Below are 19,434 nucleotides of genomic sequence, written 5' to 3'. Positions count from 1 at the left end.
GCTACCTCCAGGTCTTCTTCTTTTTCCAGCGCCGCTCGCCGCGCACGCCGTCGTCCTTCACGCCGAGGTAGAACTCCTTGATGTCTTCCTTCTCCCTCAGGCGTTCGCAGGAGTCTTCCATCACGATGCGGCCGTTCTCCAGCACGTAGCCATGATCGGCCGCATTGAGCGCCATGTTGGCGTTCTGCTCGACCAGCAGGATCGTGGTGCCGCGCTCACGGTTGATGCGCACGACGATCTCGAAGATCTCCTTCGTCAGCTTCGGGCTCAGGCCAAGGCTGGGCTCATCAAGAAGAATGAGATGCGGCGCGGCCATGATCGCGCGCGAGATGGCAAGCATCTGCTGCTGGCCGCCAGAAAGCAGGCCTGCGTCCTGCGTGGCCCGTTCGCGCAGGATGGGGAAGTAGGTGTAGACCGTCTCCATGTCCCGCGCCACGCCGTCGCGATCCTTCCGGGTGTAGGCGCCCATCAGCAAGTTGTCCTTCACCGACAGCAGCGGAAACACCTCGCGGCCCTCGGGTACGTGGCTCAGGCCCTGCTGGACGATGTAGGCCGGGTCTTTGGCGGTGATGTCCTTGCCCTGGAATTCAATGCTGCCTTTGCGGGGATCGATGATTCCGGAGATGGTCTTGAGGATGGTTGTCTTGCCCGCGCCGTTCGAGCCGAGTACGGTAGCAATTTCGCCTTGCCTGACTTTCAGGCTCACGCCTCTGATGGCTTTGATGGGGCCATAAGCGCTCTCGACATTGAGGAGTTGGAGGACTGCGTCGCTCATGCCGCCACCCTCCTCAAACTGCTCACGTCATCCACAGTCCCAAGATAAGCCTCGATAACACGCGAATCCGCCTGCACCTCGCGAGGAGACCCAGTGGCCAACACTTCGCCCTGGTTCATCGCCAGCACCCGATCGGACACCTTCGAAACAAGCGACATGTCGTGCTCGACCATCAAGACAGACACCCCCAGCTCATGCTGAATGTCCTGAATCCAGAAAGCCATATCCGCAGTCTCTTCAACATTGAGGCCTGAAGACGGCTCATCGAGCAGCAGCAACTTCGGCTCCGTGCACAACGCACGCGCCAGTTCCACCACCTTGCGAACGCCATAAGGCAACCCCGCCACCATCGAATCGCGATGGTGCTGAAGGTCCAGCAGCTCGATCACCTGCTCCGCCTTCTCGCGCGCAGCAATCTCCGCTCGCCGCGTCGCAGGTGTGAAGAACACCTCGCTCCAGAACCCCGTCTGCCGGTGCGTGTGGCGACCGATCAGCAGGTTGTGCAACACCGTCGCGTGCTCGAACAGCTCGATGTTCTGGAAAGTGCGCGCAATGCCCAACGCAGCAATCGCATGCGGCGTCTGCTGCGTCAGCGCAATCGGGCCACCCCCCTCGCCATGCCACGTGATCTCGCCCGTGGTCGGCGTGTAGATGCGGCTGATCAGGTTGAACACCGTCGTCTTGCCCGCGCCGTTCGGGCCGATCAGCGTGAACACCTCGCCTCGCCGCACGTCGAAGCTCACCTTGTTGACCGCCAGCACACCGCCGAAGCGCACGCTCAGATCCTTGGCGGAAAGAAGAACGTCGCTGCTCATCTCAGCCGGTCCGACTTGGTGAACGACTTCTGCCGCTTGAACAGCCCCCTGCGGTAGAACGGAAAGAGCTGCAGCCAGGTGCGGATCTTCAGCCAACGGCCGTACAGGCCCAGCGGCTCGAACAGCACGAAGGCAATCAGCACCACGCCGTACACCAGCCCCTGCAACCCTGGCGCCTGGCCGATGACCGCCGGCAGCCAGTCCTTCCCGATGGAGATCAGCTGCGGCATCGCGATCAGGAAGATCGCGCCCAGGAACGCGCCGTGCACCGAACCGAGCCCGCCGATCACCACCATCAGCAGCAGGTCGATGGACTGCAGGATGCTGAACTGGTCCGGCGAGATGAAACTGAGCTTGTGCGCATACAAGGCCCCGCCCAGTCCCGCGAGCGCGGCCGAGATCGCGAACGACATCGTCTTGTAGCGCGCGAGGTGAATGCCCATGCTCTGCGCCGAAATTTCCGAATCACGAATCGCGACGAAGGCCCGCCCGGTCGGCGAGCGCAGCAGGTTCAGGATGCCCAGCGTGCTCAGCACCGCCACCACCAGGCACAGAAAGTAGAAACCGTCGCCCGAGCCCAGCGACCAGCCGAAGAGCTGCGGCGATTTCACGTGCAGCCCCGCATTGCCGCCCGTCACGCTCTCCCACCGCGCAAACACCTCCTCGACGATGAAGCCGAACGACAGCGTCGCGATGCCGAGGTAAATGCCCTTCACGCGCAACGCCGGCAGCGCGACCACCACGCCCACCGCCGCCGACAACGCTGCGGCAGCCACCAGCGCCAGCGGAAATGGCACGCCAAGATTCGTCAACACGCCCTGCGTATACGCACCCGTGCCGAGGAACGCCGCATGCCCGATGGAAAACTGCCCCGTGAAGCCGGCCAGCAGCATCAACCCCAACCCGACGATCCCGTAGATCAGCACGAAGGTCAGCTGCGCCAGCCAGTACTCGTCGATGACCCAAGGCGCGACGATGAGGAACGCAATGAGCAAGCCATACCAGAACACATGCCCGCCGTGGCGCGCAAGGCGAATGTCCTGGTCGTAGCTGGTCTTGAAGATGAAGCGCATATGAGACTTACACCTTCTTGCGCAGCTTCTCGCCAAACAATCCGTTCGGCTTGATCATGAGCATCAGCAGCACCACGATGTATGGTGCTGTGTCCTTGAAACCGTCGGGCAGGTAGAAGCCCGCGAATGACTCGACGATGCCGATCACCAGCCCGCCGACGATGGCGCCCGGCAGGCTGCCGAAGCCTCCCACCACCGCCGCCGGAAAAGCCTTCAGCCCGATGAAGCCCATGTTCGCGTGCACGAAGGTGATGGGCGCTAGCAGCATGCCCGCAATAGCTGCCACCGCCGCCGCGAGCCCCCACACCAGCCCGTTGAGCCGCTTCACCGGAATGCCCATGTAGTAGGCCGCCAGCTGGTTCTGCGACGAAGCCTGCATCGCGATGCCCAGCTTGCTGTAGCGGAACATCGCGAACAGCAGCCCGCACAGGATGGCCGTGGCGATGATGATCGCCAGCTGCTCCAGGTTGACCACCAGCTCGCCGAGCTTCCAGATCTGGTCCTTGTAGGGCACGGCCAGCGTGTGCGTTTCGGTGCCGATGCCTGGCACCATGGTGATGAGCCCGCGCGCCACGTAGGCGATGCCGATGGTCAGCATCACGATGGAGAACTGCGGCTGCCCGAGGATGGGCCGTATCACCACCAGTTCGAGCAAAACGCCGAAGGCCGCCATCGCCACCACCGCGAAGATCACCGCGAGCCAGAACGGCATGCCGAACAGCGACATGCCCGCGAACGCGCCGAAGGCACCGAGCATCATCAGGTCGCCTTGCGCGAAGCTCACGGTTTCGGTGGCCTTGTAGATCAGCACGAAGCCCAGCGCGATCAGGCCGTATATGCAACCTTGCGCAATGCCCGACAGCAGGAGTTGAAGGATCTGCATGGGGCCCCTGCGCCGCGCCTACTGCCTGAAGCCGCCGGCCGCGTCGTGCAGCGCAAGGCGGCGCGAGCCGGCCACGATGTCACTGGGCTTGAGGCCGTAGACCTGGCGGATCGAATGGCTGAAGTGCGTCGAGTCGGGGTAGCCGGTGTCGAGCGCGATGTCGGTCAGCGTGCTGCCCTGTTGCACGTAGCGCAGCAGGCTGCGCGCACGCTTCCAGGCGCGGAAGGCCCTGAAGGCCATGCCAGTCTCCTGCTTGAACAGATGCAGGAAGCGCGAGAAAGACAGGTGCACCGAGGCTGCGCACTCCTCGGCCGACATCGGCGTGGCGGGGTCGGCGTTGATGGCGTCGGCCACCTTGCGGATGCGCGCATCGAGCGCGCGCGGCGCCAGCGCTTCGCCGAAGAACATCGCGTCGAAGTCGAAGCCCTCGAAACTCATGCCGCGCGCCGAGGCCGCCAGCAGGTGCGCATGGGCCTCGCGCACGCGCTGCACGAAGGCCGGCGCCTCGACCGGGCCGCAATGCTGCAAAAAGGCCGGCATGCGCGCCGGATCGACCGACTCCGATTCGATCAGCAGGTTGAAGATCAGCGGATGCGCGCACTCCACCTGGTGCAGCACATGCGGCGGCACCACGATGAATTCACCGGTCATCCACGCCCCGCCGCCAATGCGGATGCGGTTCGGCGGCGCGCCGGCAGGCGACACGTACACGCCGTGCCCGCCCATCGTGCGCTCGGCGGCGGCGCCGAGCAGACCGGCATAGAACACGCGATGCGGCGTGAGCCACATCAGGCGTTCCCCCTGCCGTGCGGCGCCGCTCAACCTTGTGTGCGTTGGCGGCGTCGTCCTTGTTCGCTGCATGGTGTTTGTCTCCTGCATCGGTGGACTGCCACTGCGGGGTGGCGTCTTTGTTGGCTGGATCGTAGCGGCGCGAGCCGCCCGCGCGATATCGATTTGCGCGGGGACTTTCCCTAGGCCGGTGCCAGTGCGCGGCGCAGTTCGGCGGCGCAGAGCGCCACTGCCGTGTTGGCCTCGTCGAGTACCTTGCCCATGGTGATGAAGCCATGGATCTGGCGCTCGAAGCACACGTACACGGCATGGTTGCCGGCGGCGGTCAACGCCTCGGCATACGCGGCGCCTTCGTCGCGCAGCGGGTCGTAGCCGGCGGTGAGCACCAGCGCAGGCGGCAGCTTCGACAGGTCGGTGTGCAGCAGCGGCGAGGCGCGCCAGTCGAGGTCGTGCGCCGGGTCGGTGATGTAGTGGTCGTGGAAGTACGTCATCGTGTCGCTGGTCAGCAGGTAGCCCTGCCCGTTGGCCTGGTGTGACGGATGGCCACGGCGCATGTCGGTGGCCGGGTAGATCAGCAGCTGGAAGGCGATGGGCAGGTCGCCGGCATCGCGCGCGGCAATCGAGACCACCGCCGCGAGGTTGCCGCCAGCGCTGTCGCCGCCCACCGCGAGACGGCTCGCATCGAGCCCCAGCGCCGCGGCTTCGCGACGCACCCAGCGGGTGGCGGCCAGCGCGTCGTCGACGGCGGCGGGAAAGCGGTGCTCCGGGCCCATGCGGTAGTCGACCGCGACCACCGCACAGCCTGCGCCGTTGGCCAACTCGCGACACAGCACGTCATGTGTGTCGAGATCGCCGATGACCCAGCCACCGCCGTGGTAATACACCAGCACCGGCAGCGGGCCGGCGCCGGAACCGAGCGGGCGGTAGAGCCGCACCGGGATGGTGCCGTGCGGGCCGTCGGCGGCAAGGTCGCGCACCTCGGCCACTTCGGCCGGCAGCGGCTGCGTGGCGGCGCGGCGTTCACGGTAGAAGGCCCGCGCGTCGGCGGGCGACAGGGTGTGCGTCGGCGGAATGCCGCGCGCCTCGATGAAGTCGAGCAAGGCGCGAGCCTGGGGGTGCAGCATGGTGTCTCCGGTGGAACCGCTCGACCATGCCCGCGCCGTTGCGGCGCGGCTTGCGAAAACTGGCTATGCCTTGCGCGGCTTCACGCGCGAGGCGGCTTCCTTGGCGAGCTTGCGGGCGGTGTCGGTGTCGGCCGCATGCACCAGCGCCACGCCCATGCGGCGCTTGGTGAAGCTCTCGGGCTTGCCGAACAGGCGGATGTCGCTGCCGGGCACCTGCAGCGCCTCGGCCACGCCGTCGAAGGCGATGCCGGTGGCGTCCACGCCGCCGTAGATCACCGCGCTGGCACCCGGGCTCTTGAGCGAGGTGTCCACCGGCAGGCCGAGGATGGCGCGCGCATGCAGCTCGAACTCGTTCTGCCACTGCGTGGCCATGGTGACCATGCCGGTGTCGTGCGGGCGCGGGCTCACTTCGCTGAACCAGACTTCATCGCCCTTCACGAACAGCTCGACGCCGAACAGGCCCTGGCCACCCAGGTCGGCCGTCACGGCCTGTGCGATCTGCTGTGCCTTCTGCAGCGCAGCGGGCGCCATGGGGTGCGGCTGCCAGCTTTCCACGTAGTCGCCGCTCACCTGCACGTGGCCGATGGGGTCGCAGAACTGCGTCTGCACAGCGCCGCCGGCATCCTTGGCGCGCACGGTGAGCAACGTGATCTCGTAGTCGAAGTCGATGAAGCCCTCGACGATCACGCGGCCATGGCTCACTCGGCCGCCGGCCATGGCGTAGTCCCAGGCCTTCTGCACGTCGGCGGGGCCGTCGATCTTGCTCTGGCCCTTGCCGGAGCTGCTCATCACGGGCTTGACGATGCAGGGGTACCCGATGCCGCCATCGATGGCGGCTTGCAGCTCGGCCAGCGAGTCGCAGAACTTGTAGGGGCTGGTCGGCACGCCCAGCGTCTCGGCGGCCAGGCGGCGGATGCCTTCGCGGTCCATCGTGAGGCGGGCGGCGCGGGCCGTGGGAATCACGCGTACCACGCCGGCGTCTTCGAGCTGCTGCAGCATGGGCGTGGCGATGGCCTCGATCTCGGGCACCACCAGCGTGGGCTTCTCGGCCTCGATCAGCGCTTTCAGCTGCTCGGGATCGCTCATGGTGATGGTGCGGGCGTGGTGCGCCACCTGCTGGCCGGGGGCGTTCTCGTAGCGGTCGACGGCGATGGTCTCGACGCCGAGGCGCTGCAGGGCGATCAGCACCTCCTTGCCTAGTTCGCCGGAGCCCAAAAGCATCACGCGGGTTGCAGAAGGGGAAAGGGGGGTGCCAAGGGTGGTCATGGTCGGAGAGTCGAAAAGAGCGGGAAAACGAGCAGGGAAAAGCAACCGCCGCACTGTAAGCCACCGGCGGGTCGCCGGTGTCGCACGCGGCAACGGCGCGGCCGCGGGGCTGCTTCACAATCAATGTTTTGCCGTGGCGCCAGCCGCGCGCACCCCCTTTTTGTTTTCTTCAAGGAGTTCTCTCATGGCTATCCAGACTGTCGGCATCATCGGTGCCGGAACGATGGGCAACGGCATCGCGCAGGCCTGCGCTGTGGCCGGCGTGAATGTGGTGATGGTCGACATCGCCCAGGCGGCGGTCGACAAGGGCCTGGCCACGGTGTCGGGCAGCCTCGACCGCCTGATCAAGAAGGAAAAGCTCACCACCGAGCAGAAGGCCGCCGCGCTGGCGCTCATCAAGGGCTCGACCAACTACGAAGACCTGAAGAGCGCCCAACTGGTGATCGAGGCGGCCACCGAGAACCACGCGCTCAAGCTCAAGATCCTCAAGCAGGTCGACGACATGCTGGCGCCCGAAGTGATCATCGCGTCGAACACCTCGTCGATCTCGATCACGCAGCTGGCAGCCGCCACCTCGCGCCCCGACCGCTTCATCGGCATGCACTTCTTCAACCCGGTGCCGATGATGGCGCTGGTGGAGCTGATCCGCGGCTACCTCACGAGCGACGCCACGCACGATGCAGTGAAGGCATTGGCCGAGACGCTCGGCAAGTCGCCGATCACGGTGAAGAACGCGCCGGGCTTCGTGGTCAACCGCATCCTGGTGCCGATGATCAACGAGGCCTTCTTCGTGCTGGCCGAGGGCATCGCCACGGCGGAAGACATCGACGCCGGCATGAAGCTGGGCTGCAACCAGCCCATCGGCCCGCTGGCGCTGGCCGACATGATCGGCCTGGACGTGTGCCTGGCCGTGATGGAGGTGTACCTGGAGCAGTTCGGCGATTCCAAGTACCGCCCCTGCCCGCTGCTGAAGGAAATGGTCGCGGCCGGCCAGTTGGGCCGCAAGACGGGCCGCGGCGTGTACACCTACTGATCCGCAGAGCCACAACAAAAACACGGAGACAAGACCGATGACTGCGACCCCCACCAACCCGCCCGCAGAAGGCTGCATCGACACTCAGGTGCTCGACCATGTGCTGCTGATCGGCATCAACCGCCCTGCCAAGCGCAACGGCTGGACGCCGCCGATGTTCAAGCAGCTGGCCGAGGCCTACACCCGGCTCGACGACGACCCGAACCTGCGCGTGGGCGTGCTGCATGCCTTCGGCGACCACTTCACGGCAGGCCTCGACCTGCCGGCGGTCACCGAGTACATGAAGCGCGGCGAGAAGGCCATTCCGGCCGGCATGGTGGAGCCGCACGACTTCGGCCTGCCTGATTACCGCCGCCGCACCAAGCCGATGGTGGTGGCGGTGAAGGGCATCTGCTTCACGGTAGGCATCGAGCTGATGCTGGGCGCTGACATCGTTGTCGCGGCCGACAACTGCCGCTTCTCGCAGATGGAAGTGCAGCGCGGCATCATGGCCACGGGCGGCGCCACGCTGCGCATGGCCGAGCGCGCGGGCGTGGGCAACGCGATGCTGCACCTGCTGACGGCGGATGAGTTCGACAGCGCCGAGGCCTATCGCCTGAACTTCGTGCAGAAGGTGGTGCCGGCAGGGCAGGAGCTCGATGCGGCGCTGGCCATTGCGCAGCGCATCGCAGCCCAGGCGCCGCTGGCAGTGGTGGCCACGCGGCTCAACGTGATCAAGGCGGTCGAGCAGGGGCCGCTGGCTGCGGTGTCGGAGTTCATCGAGACACAGAAGCGCCTGTCGAACAGCGAGGACGCCGCCGAGGGTGTGCGCTCTTTCATCGAACGCCGCCCGGCGCGTTTCAGCGGCCGTTGATCCCCCTTCATCCAGAACAACAACATGTCCCTCTTCATTCGCACGGCGCTTGCCGCCGCCTTCACCCTGCTCGCCGTGAACACCACCTCCGCCCAGACGCCCACGCCCCCCGCGCTGCCAGACCCCGCGGCCACCTCGGTCGATGCGCTGGGCTGGATGAAGGGCTTTCCGCCCCCGCCCGACAAGCTCATCACCTTCGACAACCCGGCCGGTGGCGTGTTTCCGCGCACGCGCTGGAGCTTCTCGCACGTGCGCGAGACAGTGCCCACCGCCAACGTGTGGCGCGGCAGCGGTGCGGCCAGCCCGCTGCCGGCAGCAACGCCGCGCTTCGACATCGAGGCAGTGACGTTCAAGCCGCTGGGCAGCGACGCAACGCTCAACTTCGCCCAGATGATCTCCGGCACCTACACCGACGGCATCCTGGTGCTGCACCGCGGCAAGGTGGTCTACGAGAAGTACTTCGGCGCGCTCACGCCCGAGCGCCCGCACATCGCGATGTCGGTCACCAAGTCCTTCGTGGGCACGCTGGCGGCCATCCTCGCGGACGAAGGCAAGCTCGACCCGGCCGCGCCCGTCACCAAGTACCTCCCCGAACTCAAGGACACCGCCTACGGCGACGCCACCGTGCGCCAGGTGATGGACATGACCGTGGGCGTGCACTACTCCGAGAACTACGCCGACCCCAAGGCCGAGATCTGGGACTACGCCCGTGCCGGCGGCATGCTCACCCAAGGCCAGAACTACACCGGCCCGAAGTCGTTCTACGAGTTTCTCGTCACGCTGAAGAAGGAAGGCGAGCACGGTGACGCGTTCGCCTACAAGACCGTCAACGCCGAGGTGCTGGCCTGGATCGTGCGCCGCGCCAGCAATCAGTCGCTGGCCGACCTGCTGAGCGAGAAGATCTGGCGCCGCATCGGCGCCGAGCAGGACGCCTACTTCATGGTCGACCGCATCGGCACCGAGTCAGGCGGCGGCGGCCTCAACACCGTGCTGCGCGACCTTGCGCGCTTCGGCGAGACCATGCGCAACGGCGGCCGTGCGCCCAACGGGCAGCAGGCCATTCCGAAGGCAGTGGTGGAAGACATCCAGCGCGGCGGCGACCCGGCGAAGTTCGTGAAGGCCGGCTATCCGCTGCTCAAGGGCTGGTCGTACCGCGACATGTGGTGGGTCTCGCACAACCCGCACGGTGCATACATGGCGCGCGGCATCCACGGCCAGAGCATCTATGTGGACCCGAAGGCCGAGATGGTGATCGTGCGCTATGCGGCGCACCCGGTGGCAGCCAACGGCGCGAACGATCCGCTGACGCTGCCCGCGTTCCAGGCGATGGCCGAGGCGCTGATGCGCCCCTGAGGCTCAGGCGGCGGCCCGCTCGCGGGCAATGACCAGGAGGCCGTCCATGATCAGGCTCTCGACCAGCTCGAAGTGCCCGTTCATGACGGGCGCCATCTTCCAGCCCGCGCCGCCGGTCATGTAGCAGGCCGGCTCCATGCCGCAGTGCGAGCGCACGTGCTGCACCATGCGTTCGACCGCGCCGGCAATGGCGTAGGTGCCGCCGCTGGTGAGCGCGTCGCTGGTGTTGGTGGGAAATTCGCGCACTTCGCCGGTGGGCACATGCAGCCCCGCCGTGCCCGACTCCAACGCGCGCAGCATGATGCCGTGGCCCGGCAGGATCAGGCCGCCGAGGAACTTGCCTTCGGTGTCGATCGCCTCGACGGTCACGGCCGTGCCGATCAGCACCACCACCATCGGCCGCGGCGGCTGCCCGGGTCTCTCGGCCAGCATGCGGTGGCGCGCACCGATCATCGCCACGAAGCGGTCGGCGCCCAGGCGCGTGGGATGGTCGTAGCCGTTGACGATGCCGGCCTCGCCGGCGCTGGGCATCACCCAGCGGGGAGTGCAGTCGAAGCGCTCGACGATCTGTTCTTCGGCGCGGCGCCGCACCGCGTCGCCGGCCACCACGCAGCCCAGCATGGAGCCGGGCGAAGGCAGGTCGGCCCAGGGGCCGTCGGCCAGCCGTTCGATGTGGTCGAGGAATTCGGCGCCCTGCGCCTGCAACGCGGCGCCGGGGCGGGCCGAGTCGTAGAGCGCCCATTTGAGGCGGGTGTTGCCGATGTCGATGGCGAGGAAGGGGGATGACATGCGCGGGATTATTGCGACTTTGTGTCTATTCCTGCTGGCGCGTCGCTGACACACGCGGCATGGGCCTACGCCAGCCCTCGGTGTTCCGCCGCTACATTCGCCAATTCCATCCACCACCGCACAAGGAGAAAGCCATGGGATTGCTGAGTTTCATCAAGGAGGCGGGCGAGAAACTGTTCGGCGGATCGTCGGCGCAGGCCGCCACGCCCGACGCCAACGCGGCGGCGGCAGCCGCCATCAAGACCTACATCGAGACGCAGAACCTGGGCCTCACGGGCCTCGAGGTTACCTACACCGCCAGCAGCGGCGTGGTCACTCTTGCCGGCCATGCACCCTCGCAGGAAGCCAGCGAAAAAGCTTCGCTGGCCGCGGGCAACGTGGCGAACGTGACCAGCGTCGAGAACAACCTCGTCGCCCCGGCCGCGCCGCCCGCGCAGTACCACGACGTGGTGAGGGGCGACACGCTGTCGGCCATCTCGAAGAAGTACTACGGCGATGCCAACAAGTACAACGCGATCTTCGAGGCGAACAAGCCGATGCTGACGCACCCGGACAAGATCTATCCGGGGCAGAAGTTGCGCATTCCTGCGCTGAGCTGATCTTTCGTTCTTCGATCGGCAAAAGGCCTACCGATTTCGGTGGGCCTTTTTTGTTTCTTTCCGGGGTGCGTGCGAATGACACCGGGTACTCCCCTCCGCGAATGTCCCCCGGCGGCGAGAGCGCACCCCGAACAGGAATCCCTAGTTCTGCTTCCAAGGCAGCCCACGCTTGCGCCAGCCGCCAATCTGCCCACGATGCCCCTGCTCGTCCGGGTTCCCCTCAAAGCCTTCGAGGATGTTGTAGGCCTCAAGACCCAGTTCCGTCGCGCGCTTGGCGGCGGAGATGGAGCGCACGCCGCTGCGGCACAGCAGCACCAGCTTCTTCTTGCCTTCGGCGGCGGCGCGGATGCCGTCGTCGAACGCGGCGTTCATCGCCATGCCCGGCCATTGCTTCCAGGCCAGAGGCACGGCGCCGGGCACGTAGCCGACCCATTCGCGTTCGGCGTCGGTGCGCACGTCGACCAACACGGCCTCGCCGCTGGCCACCCACTGCGCGGCCTGCTCGGGCGTCACGTCGCCGGCATAGCCTTTTTCCCCAACTGGTTCAGTCATCTCTTTGCGTCCTTCAAATGAATAGGGTTACTTCCCAGGCAGCGGCCGTCTTTACGTTGCCCGATGCCCTCGCCGGATGGTGGAATTTTTCACCAGTTCGTGAAAACCCTGTTTGTCACGTTTTCCTGCGCGCCAAAGATGCGGCTTGGACCTGCCAAACATAACTCCAAGGGGCGGGCAGGGTTTCTTCGTCATCAGAACTTGTTTTGGAGAGAGACAACATGACAGACAGCAAATCACCCCGCCGCCGCAACCTCCTCAAGGGTGCAGCCGTGGCCGCAGGCGCCATGTCGGTGCCGATGGTCAGCGTGGCCCAGACCACATCCTTGCGCTTCCAGAGCACCTGGCCCGCCAAGGACATCTTCCACGAGTACGCCAACGACTTCGCCAAGAAGGTCAATGACATGGCCGGCGGGCGCCTCAAGATCGAAGTGCTGCCCTCGGGCGCCGTGGTGCCCGCCTTCCAGCTGCTGGAGGCGGTGAACAAGGGCACGCTCGACGGCGGCCATGGCGTGGTGGCCTACCACTACGGCAAGAACTCGGCGCTCGCGCTGTGGGGCTCGGGCCCGGGCTTCGGCATGGACGCCAACACCGTGCTGGCCTGGCACAACTACGGTGGCGGCAAGGCGCTGCTCGAGGAGATCTACAAGAGCCTGAACATGGAAGTGGTGTCGTACCTCTACGGCCCCATGCCCACGCAGCCGTTGGGCTGGTTCAAGAAGCCGGTGGCCAAGGTCGAGGATATGAAGGGCCTGAAGTTTCGCACCGTCGGGCTCGCGGTCGACATGTTCACCGAGATGGGCACGGCGGTGAACCCGCTGCCCGGCGGCGAGATCGTGCCCGCGCTGGACCGTGGGCTGATCGACGCGGCCGAGTTCAACAACGCATCGAGCGACCGCACGCTGGGCTTCCCCGACGTGGTGAAGAACTGCATGCTGCAGAGCTTCCACCAGTCGGGCGAGCAGTTCGAGGTGCTGTTCAACAAGGGCAAGTACAGCGCGCTGTCGCAGGAGCTGCGCTCGATCATCGACTACGCGGTGCAGGCCGCGAGCGCCGACATGAGCTGGAAGGCGGTGCAGCGCAACTCGCAGGACTATGCCGACATGAAGAAGGCCGGCATCAAGTTCTACAAGACGCCCGGCGCCGTGCTGCGCGCGCAGCTCGCGGCCTGGGACAAGACCGTGGCGAAGAAGGCCGAGGAGAACCCGCTGTTCAAGAAGGTGCTGGAGTCGCAGCGCGTGTTCGCCGAGCGTGCGCTGCAGTGGCAGAACGACTACGGGGTGGACTTCAAGATGGCCTACAACCACTACTTCAGTAAAAAGAAGGCCTGAAGAATCTCGGTGACGGTTCGCGCCAGCCATACGGAATGTTCCGGATGGCTGGCTTTCCGATGCGTGCTTTGCTGTTTGCCCATGCCTTCATGACCATCCAACGCTTCCTCCACACCGTCGACCGCTTCAGCATGGTCGTGGGCAAGACCTTCTCGTGGCTCATCGTGGCGCTGATGCTGCTGGTGTGCGGCGAGGTGTTCAAGCGCTATGCGCTCAACGCGCCCACCGCCTGGATCTTCGACGCCAACAACATGCTCTACGGCACGCTCTTCATGATGGGCGGCGCCTACACGCTCTCGCAGGCGGGGCACGTGCGCGGCGATTTTTTCTACGGCAGCATGAAGCCGCGCACGCAGGCCGCGCTCGATCTCGTGCTGTTCGCGCTCTTCTTCCTGCCCGGCGTGGTGGCACTCACCTGGTCGGGCTGGACCTACTTCGGCGAATCGCTGGCAATGCACGAGCAGACCTTCAACGCCGACCCGATTCCGGTGTACCCGTTCAAGTTCGTGATCCCCGTGGCCGGCGCGGTGCTGCTGCTGCAGGGCATCGCGGAGATGGTGCGCTGTGCGCTGTGCCTGAAGACCGGCGTGTGGACACCCCGCCTGAAGGACGCGGAAGAAATGGACGTGGTCGGCGAACAGCTCGCCGGCAGCAGCTACGTCGATGAAGCCGACAAGCGCGAGGTGATCGACAAGGCCAAGGCCATCGAGCAGGCTGCGCAGCAGCGCAAGAGCGACTCGACCGGAGGTGCGGCATGAGCGAACCCGCACTCGGCCTCCTGATGCTCGGGCTGATCGTGGTCGTGATCATGCTCGGCTTTCCCACGGCGTTCACGCTGATGGGCCTTGGCATGTTCTTCGGCTTCATCGCCTTCTACGACCCCGCTTCGCCCTGGCTCGACAACAAGGTCTTCGACCTGATGGTGCAGCGCGCCTTCGGCGCCATGACCAACGAGACGCTTCTCTCGATACCGCTGTTCGTGCTGATGGGCTACGTGATGGAACGCGGCGCGCTGGTGGACAAGATGTTCCACAGCGTGCAGCTCGCGTTCCGCCGCGTGCCTGGCTCTCTCGCGGTGACAACGCTGATCGTCTGCACCTTCTGGGGCATCGCGAGCGGCCTGGTCGGCGCGGTGGTGGTGCTGATGGGCGTGATCGCGATGCGGCCGATGCTCAACGCGGGCTACGACACGCGGCTCGCGGCCGGCGTGATCACGGCCGGCGGCACGCTCGGCATTCTCATTCCGCCCTCGGTGATGATCATCGTGTACGCGGCGGTGGCCGGGCAGTCGGTGGTGAAGCTCTATGCAGCCGCCATGTTCCCGGGCTTCTTCCTCGCGTTTCTCTACCTGCTCTACGTGATCGGCTGGGCCGTGCTGCAGCCGAAGGTGGCGCCCAAGCTGCCGCCTGACCAGCAACGCGCGCCGGTCACGCCGTGGGTTGCGCACATCGCGGCCAGCTATTCGCCGCGCATGCTGCCGGCGCTGTTCGCGGCCGTGGTGTCGCCTGCGCGTGCCATGCGCGGTGCGGCGGAAGGCGTACGCATCACCTGGTGGCTGCTGCTGCGCAGCCTGCTGAATGCGCTGGTGCCGCTGGCGCTCGCAGTTGCGACGCTGGGCTCGGTGTGGTGGTACGTGACGATCTACTCGCAGAAGGACAACAACGCGCCGGTGGTGGCGCAGCAGCAGTCGACGCAGAAGGCCGAAGCCCCGGCTGCTGCTGCATCGCCCGAGGCCTCCGGCACTGGGCTCGCCGAGCCACCCACGTCCGACGAACCGAAAGAGTCCGCATCGGAAGGCAGCCTGCAAGAGCCTCCCGGCGGTGTCGAGGAACCACCCGGCAGCGAAGCCCCTTCAGCACCGCCTGCTGCGGAAGGCGGCCTGCAACAACTTGGCGAAGCCGTCGATGCACCGAAAACCGCCGCAGTGCCCGAAGCCTTCTACACGGGCTTCCTGCTCGCCAGCCTCTTCACGCTCGCGCTGCTCGCCTGGTACTACTGGCGCATGGATGCCGAGCAGTTCGAAATCCTGCGCATGCTGGTGTCGTCGGTGATGCCGCTGGCCACGCTGACACTGGTGGTGCTGGGCGTGATCTTGTTCGGCATTACCACCGCCACGGAATCGGCCGCGGTCGGCGCGGCCGGCGCCTTTCTCATGGCCTGGCAGGCCGGCACACTCGACTTCAAGAAGACCAAGGAGGCCGTGTTCCTCACGCTCAAGACCACCTCGATGGTCTGCTGGCTCTTCGTGGGCTCGGCGCTGTTCTCGGCGGTGTTCGCGCTGCTGGGCGGGCAGCGCATCATCGAGGAATGGGTGATGGGCATGAACCTCACGCCCTTGCAGTTTCTGCTGTTGTCGCAGGCGATCATCTTCGTGCTGGGCTGGCCGCTGGAGTGGACCGAGATCATCGTGATCTTCGTGCCCATCTTCCTGCCGCTGCTCGCGCACTTCCAGATCGACCCGCTGCTGTTCGGCGTGCTGGTGTTCGTGAACCTGCAGGCAGCGTTCCTCTCGCCGCCGGTGGCGATGTCGGCCTTCTATCTGAAAGGAGTGTCGCCACCGCACGTGACGATCAACCAGATCTTCGCGGGGATGATGCCGTACATGCTGATCGTGATCCTGTGCATGGTGTTCATGTACATCTGGCCGGGGCTGACGCTTTGGCTGCCGCAGTATCTGTACGGGTGAGGGCCGACGCCGGTGGGCGGCGCCTGACGGCGACAAGCAGCTCAGCGCCTGGGGTGCCCGGGGAGTCGCTCAACGCTGCAAAGCAGCTTGTCGTCGCTGTTCTTCTCGTATTCGGCCATCGATCGATATCCAGTGGCATTCCAATACTGCGGCTGCTTCGGGTCCAGGCTCAGGACGATCACGCCAAAGCCGCACGGCGTTCCTTGCAAGACGAAAACTGCTTCTTGCTCAGAGCCGTCGGATTCTTTCTTGAGCATCCGATAAGGCGTTTTCCTGCAGGCCGCAAAGGGTGTGCGCCACTCGATGACCTTGCTCTGTACCGACAGCTTTCCAAAGCACTGCCTGCCGGTGCCTTGATATTCGCCGACGAACGGAAGATCGGCTGCCAGCACGGGTCCGGCGAGCATCAGGCCAAGCGCGCCCAGAAGCGGGAAATCAAATCTCGTCATTTGCATGCGGCGGCATCGCGTTGTTGGATCACGTTGATCGCATAGTCAAGTTTTTGGGAATATCGGGGATCTCCCGTGTTGTACCGGTTCGCTACCGTCATTGAAGTCAAAGGCATCCACCGCGTGATGACCTTCTGCATGGAAGCCTTCCGGTAATTTAAAGTCTGCCCGGGTCGAAGTACATGGGCAGATGGATTCATCTTCTTCATGACCTCGACGGTGCTGCCTCGAGCCTTGGCAATCTTCTCGATGGTGTCGCCCGGCTGGACTGTGGCTTCGTAAATCCTGATGTCCGCATCGGTAACGCTGCGGGTTTCGAAGCTGGCCGAGCGCATGAGCAGATAGCCAATGCCCGCGCGAATGTTCTGTGCCGGTTCGGCTCGGACGCGATTGGCCGACAGGTTCATCTGCGGCGGCAATATCAGCTCGCCGCCCTTGTCCTTTGCCAGGAGATCGCTCAGGCCCGGATCGTTGTACATCCCGATCTGGATGGGGTTGGATTTCCACAGCTCCTTGTTGGCACCCGTCTCTACCCACACCATCGCCTTGACGAGTTGCCAATTCAGCGGTGTGTAGCCTGCCTTGCCGGAAAGATGGCGATTGAACTCGTTGACTGCCAACTGGATTTCGCAGTCGTAGACGTCCCAACTGTCATCCGATTTGCCGATGTCGTCCTGCCACTTTTCAAAACCGGACTTTGGCTTGGGCGTGGCGTGCCTGCTCTCCGTATGGCGCGCTCGGTGTGCGGCTTCGGTCATTCGATCCCCCTGTCTTTTGGTTTGCTCTTGAAAGCGTTCGAGCATATGGACCTCGTGCGTGGCAAGAAGAATCCATCGCTCAGAACTGCGGCGCATTGTGGTTCCCGCTCGTTTCAGAATGGCGAACGCTGCAAAGCCAAGAGCCGCGGAAACGCTGGCTTGCTCGCTCGGCTGGAAGCGAGCCGATCCATTCAGGGTTATCGGAAGCTTGCGGCGCCGACTCAGCGCCGCCGCTCCACATACGGCCGCGCCTGCAGCAGCACGATACGGTCGCCCACGGTGGCCCACTCGATGTCCTGATCGACCGCGTTGAACGTGCGCTTCACCGCAGCGCCCACGTTCGCCAGGCGCACCACCAGCTCATCGGTCAGTACGTTGCGCCCGGCTTCCACCGGCACCTCTTTCACCCCGCCCTCCTTGTCGAGCTGCAGCGAGGTTTCCTCGGCCGACCGGCTCAGCACCTGGATCGCCTTCGACCAGCTCGAATACATCACCTGCTCCGCCACGCGCTGCCCCTCGACCACGCGGATGCCGATGCCGCGCTTGGCCGAGATGTAGGTGACGTGCGGATGCCCCGCGTCGAACGGGTCGCGGGTGATCATCACGCCGGCGTTGGTCGAGTCGATGGCGGTCTGCACGAACACGCCCATCAACACCGATTCGGCGCCGAAGCCCGCGGCGCTGCGAGCTTCCCAGGCTTCGGGGTTGAAGACCGAGGCCCAGACCTTCTTCACCGCAACTTCGAGCGCGTCGCCGGTCTTGACGTTGGGCACCGTGGTGTAGAGCCCCGCGCCGCTGAAGCCGGGCAGGTCTTCGGAGTTGGACGAGCTGCGCACGAACACGCCGCCACCGCCCAGCTGCGACTGCCACGCGGCGCGCCATGCCGCCGCGGCGGCGGCATTGACTGGCCATTGCACGATCTCGTCGCGCAGTTGGGCCAGCGCTTTCTGGCGAATCTTCGGGTCGCTTGCGAAGCCGGGCTGCTGCTGCATGCGCACGATGCGCTCGGCAAGGCCGTTGGCGCGCATGAAGCGATCGTAGTGCGCGAACGGAATGCAGAAACCGTCGGGCACCGAGGTACCCGGAATGTGCGCGGCCAGCATGGCCCCGAGGTTCGCGGCCTTGGTGCCGCACTGCGCGTTGTTGCGCGCGCGCAGTGACGCCAGCGGCAGCAGGCGGGTTTCGCGCAGGTCGGGTTTGATGGCGCGCGCGCTGCCGGGCGTGGCGCCGGTGGACGCTGTGCGCGCGGCGCGCGGTGGCAGCGCCGCGATCTCTTCAGGCGTAAGGAGGCGCACCTGGTAGCCCGAGGCAGCCACCTTCAACGCGACCCATTGGCCCGCGTGCGCTTTCAGCACCGTGGCGGCGTCGCGTACATAAGCGTTCGGAATGCCCCAGCCCTTGGCCAGCAGGTTGACGTGCGAGAGCGCGGTCGAGGGCCGCTCGGTCAGCACGCCCGCCACCGGCGGCAGGCTGATCGGCACCTGCCGCAGCACGGCGATGTCGTCGGGCAGCAGCGCGTTGATGCCGGATTCGTCGTCCACGATGCGCACGCGGCCGGTGGCGGTGCCCAGGTTCATCGGCAGGAAGGGCTGCTCGCGGATCAGCGCCTCCTGGCTCACGGAGTCGATGCCGGCTTCCTTCGCCACGCGTTCGTGCAGCGTGGAGTTGGTCTTGAACTTCACCGGCGCGAAGAAGCTGGCCTTGACCTGCTCGTCGGCCTGCCGCAGCAGCGGCGCAGTGAGCCGGTCGCCCTCCCAGAACTCGTAGGTGAAGGTGCCGATGTTCTGCTGCCAGCTCAGCGTGCCGAACAGGAAGCGTCGGTCGGGCACGAGGTAGTTGCGGTCGATCTCGCGCTTGGCGGTGCTCGACGCCAGCCGGGTGTCGCGCAGGAAGCGCACGTGCAGTTGATAGCGCGGCGTGTCGATGTAGTACATGCGCGCCGGCCTGGCTTGCCGGTCGATGGCGAACAGAACGTGCGCGAGCTGCATGGGCGTGCCGGCGTCGTAGACGCGCGCCATCTGGTCGAAGTCGCCTTGGCCGCGCAGCGCGGGCAGCGACGACGGCACCGCGGGGCGCGGCACGAGCTGCGCGGCCGGGCCTTCGGGCTGCGGCTGGTTCTGCTGCTGGTAGTAAGACGGCTTGCGCGCCAGCTGAGCAATGGCGGTCGCGGGCATGGCCGCAAAGGTCGCCAAGGCCACGAGGCACAACGCAGTCACGCTATTGTTTCGGGAGCGCGCGACGCTTGTGCGGCATGCGTTTTTCTGGTTTTTCATGGGTATCCCTCCTTACAGCCGGTTGCCGAATGC

General features: G+C 65.6%; 19 protein-coding genes. 7 read left to right on the top strand and 12 right to left on the bottom strand.

The annotated features are described in order from the left end of the window. Nucleotide 1 precedes the first annotated feature (1 nt). The 7 genes from NWF24_RS00695 to purT form a co-directional block, all read right to left on the bottom strand. Nucleotides 2–775, bottom strand: a complete 774-nt coding sequence (locus tag NWF24_RS00695; protein ID WP_093058710.1) for an ABC transporter ATP-binding protein — start codon at nucleotides 773–775, stop codon at nucleotides 2–4. Beyond that, complete coding sequence (locus NWF24_RS00690) at nucleotides 772–1,590, bottom strand: ABC transporter ATP-binding protein (protein WP_258352500.1); 819 nt, start codon at nucleotides 1,588–1,590, stop codon at nucleotides 772–774. Before NWF24_RS00690 ends, NWF24_RS00695 begins: the two co-directional genes overlap by 4 nt. Beyond that, entirely contained in the window at nucleotides 1,587–2,663 is a 1,077-nt protein-coding gene (locus NWF24_RS00685) for a branched-chain amino acid ABC transporter permease (protein ID WP_093058708.1), read from the bottom strand. Before NWF24_RS00685 ends, NWF24_RS00690 begins: the two co-directional genes overlap by 4 nt. A gap of 7 nt (nucleotides 2,664–2,670) precedes the next feature. After that, nucleotides 2,671–3,546, bottom strand: coding sequence for a branched-chain amino acid ABC transporter permease (locus NWF24_RS00680; protein ID WP_258352499.1), 876 nt, complete (start codon nucleotides 3,544–3,546; stop codon nucleotides 2,671–2,673). A gap of 18 nt (nucleotides 3,547–3,564) precedes the next feature. Beyond that, nucleotides 3,565–4,407, bottom strand: a complete 843-nt coding sequence (locus NWF24_RS00675) for a helix-turn-helix domain-containing protein (protein ID WP_258352498.1) — start codon at nucleotides 4,405–4,407, stop codon at nucleotides 3,565–3,567. 110 nt (nucleotides 4,408–4,517) lie between these two features. Further along, nucleotides 4,518–5,459 (bottom strand): alpha/beta hydrolase, encoded by a 942-nt coding sequence (locus NWF24_RS00670; RefSeq protein WP_258352497.1) that lies wholly within the window; start codon nucleotides 5,457–5,459, stop codon nucleotides 4,518–4,520. A 63-nt stretch (nucleotides 5,460–5,522) separates the two neighbouring features. Then, the gene (gene purT, locus NWF24_RS00665) at nucleotides 5,523–6,725 is read right to left on the bottom strand and encodes a formate-dependent phosphoribosylglycinamide formyltransferase (RefSeq protein WP_258352496.1); all 1,203 of its coding nucleotides are present in this window, start codon (nucleotides 6,723–6,725) and stop codon (nucleotides 5,523–5,525) included. A 184-nt stretch (nucleotides 6,726–6,909) separates the two neighbouring features. On the opposite strand from purT, the gene NWF24_RS00660 reads away from it, so the two are divergent. Genes NWF24_RS00660 through NWF24_RS00650 form a run of 3 tightly spaced genes read left to right on the top strand, consistent with a single transcriptional unit; the run spans nucleotide 6,910 to nucleotide 9,964 of the window. After that, nucleotides 6,910–7,758, top strand: a complete 849-nt coding sequence (locus NWF24_RS00660) for a 3-hydroxybutyryl-CoA dehydrogenase (protein ID WP_258352495.1) — start codon at nucleotides 6,910–6,912, stop codon at nucleotides 7,756–7,758. Between the two features lie 37 nt (nucleotides 7,759–7,795). Next, the gene (locus tag NWF24_RS00655) at nucleotides 7,796–8,611 is read left to right on the top strand and encodes a crotonase/enoyl-CoA hydratase family protein (RefSeq protein ID WP_258352494.1); all 816 of its coding nucleotides are present in this window, start codon (nucleotides 7,796–7,798) and stop codon (nucleotides 8,609–8,611) included. A 24-nt stretch (nucleotides 8,612–8,635) separates the two neighbouring features. After that, nucleotides 8,636–9,964 carry a serine hydrolase domain-containing protein gene (locus NWF24_RS00650; protein WP_258352493.1) on the top strand — a complete coding sequence of 443 codons (1,329 nt, stop codon included), beginning with the start codon at nucleotides 8,636–8,638 and terminating at the stop codon, nucleotides 9,962–9,964. Nucleotides 9,965–9,967: 3 nt separating this feature from the next. Here the strand turns inward: NWF24_RS00650 and NWF24_RS00645 are convergent, their stop codons facing one another. After that, entirely contained in the window at nucleotides 9,968–10,753 is a 786-nt protein-coding gene (locus NWF24_RS00645; protein ID WP_093081040.1) for a type III pantothenate kinase, read from the bottom strand. Nucleotides 10,754–10,887: 134 nt separating this feature from the next. On the opposite strand from NWF24_RS00645, the gene lysM reads away from it, so the two are divergent. Continuing rightward, nucleotides 10,888–11,352: a peptidoglycan-binding protein LysM gene (gene lysM, locus NWF24_RS00640; protein WP_258352492.1), complete on the top strand. Its 465-nt coding sequence runs from the start codon at nucleotides 10,888–10,890 to the stop codon at nucleotides 11,350–11,352. Between the two features lie 141 nt (nucleotides 11,353–11,493). On the opposite strand, the gene NWF24_RS00635 is transcribed toward lysM, so the two are convergent. After that, nucleotides 11,494–11,904, bottom strand: coding sequence for a rhodanese-like domain-containing protein (locus NWF24_RS00635; protein ID WP_258352491.1), 411 nt, complete (start codon nucleotides 11,902–11,904; stop codon nucleotides 11,494–11,496). Between the two features lie 221 nt (nucleotides 11,905–12,125). Here NWF24_RS00635 and NWF24_RS00630 point away from each other — a divergent pair, with 221 nt between their 5' ends. From NWF24_RS00630 to NWF24_RS00620, 3 genes are all read left to right on the top strand, one after another. After that, nucleotides 12,126–13,235 (top strand): TRAP transporter substrate-binding protein, encoded by a 1,110-nt coding sequence (locus NWF24_RS00630; RefSeq protein WP_258352490.1) that lies wholly within the window; start codon nucleotides 12,126–12,128, stop codon nucleotides 13,233–13,235. Between the two features lie 89 nt (nucleotides 13,236–13,324). Next, nucleotides 13,325–13,993 (top strand): TRAP transporter small permease subunit, encoded by a 669-nt coding sequence (locus NWF24_RS00625; RefSeq protein ID WP_258352489.1) that lies wholly within the window; start codon nucleotides 13,325–13,327, stop codon nucleotides 13,991–13,993. Next, entirely contained in the window at nucleotides 13,990–15,921 is a 1,932-nt protein-coding gene (locus NWF24_RS00620) for a TRAP transporter large permease (RefSeq protein ID WP_258352488.1), read from the top strand. Before NWF24_RS00625 ends, NWF24_RS00620 begins: the two co-directional genes overlap by 4 nt. Nucleotides 15,922–15,962: 41 nt before the next feature. Here the strand turns inward: NWF24_RS00620 and NWF24_RS00615 are convergent, their stop codons facing one another. From NWF24_RS00615 to NWF24_RS00605, 3 genes are all read right to left on the bottom strand, one after another. After that, nucleotides 15,963–16,376, bottom strand: coding sequence for a hypothetical protein (locus tag NWF24_RS00615; RefSeq protein WP_258352487.1), 414 nt, complete (start codon nucleotides 16,374–16,376; stop codon nucleotides 15,963–15,965). Beyond that, on the bottom strand, nucleotides 16,367–17,173 hold the full coding sequence (locus NWF24_RS00610) for a LysM peptidoglycan-binding domain-containing protein (RefSeq protein ID WP_309148854.1): 807 nt from the start codon (nucleotides 17,171–17,173) through the stop codon (nucleotides 16,367–16,369). The genes NWF24_RS00615 and NWF24_RS00610 overlap by 10 nt, the downstream gene beginning before the upstream one ends. A gap of 176 nt (nucleotides 17,174–17,349) precedes the next feature. Continuing rightward, a complete protein-coding gene (locus NWF24_RS00605) occupies nucleotides 17,350–19,401 on the bottom strand; it encodes a PEP/pyruvate-binding domain-containing protein (protein ID WP_258352486.1) in 2,052 nt (683 codons plus the stop codon). Between the last annotated feature and the right edge of the window lie 33 nt (nucleotides 19,402–19,434).

Origin of the sequence: Variovorax paradoxus, from assembly GCF_024734665.1 — a bacterium.
Classification (GTDB): domain Bacteria; phylum Pseudomonadota; class Gammaproteobacteria; order Burkholderiales; family Burkholderiaceae_C; genus Variovorax.
The sequence above is the reverse complement of the archived record's forward strand: the minus strand, read 5'-3'. Positions and strand labels throughout refer to the sequence as shown.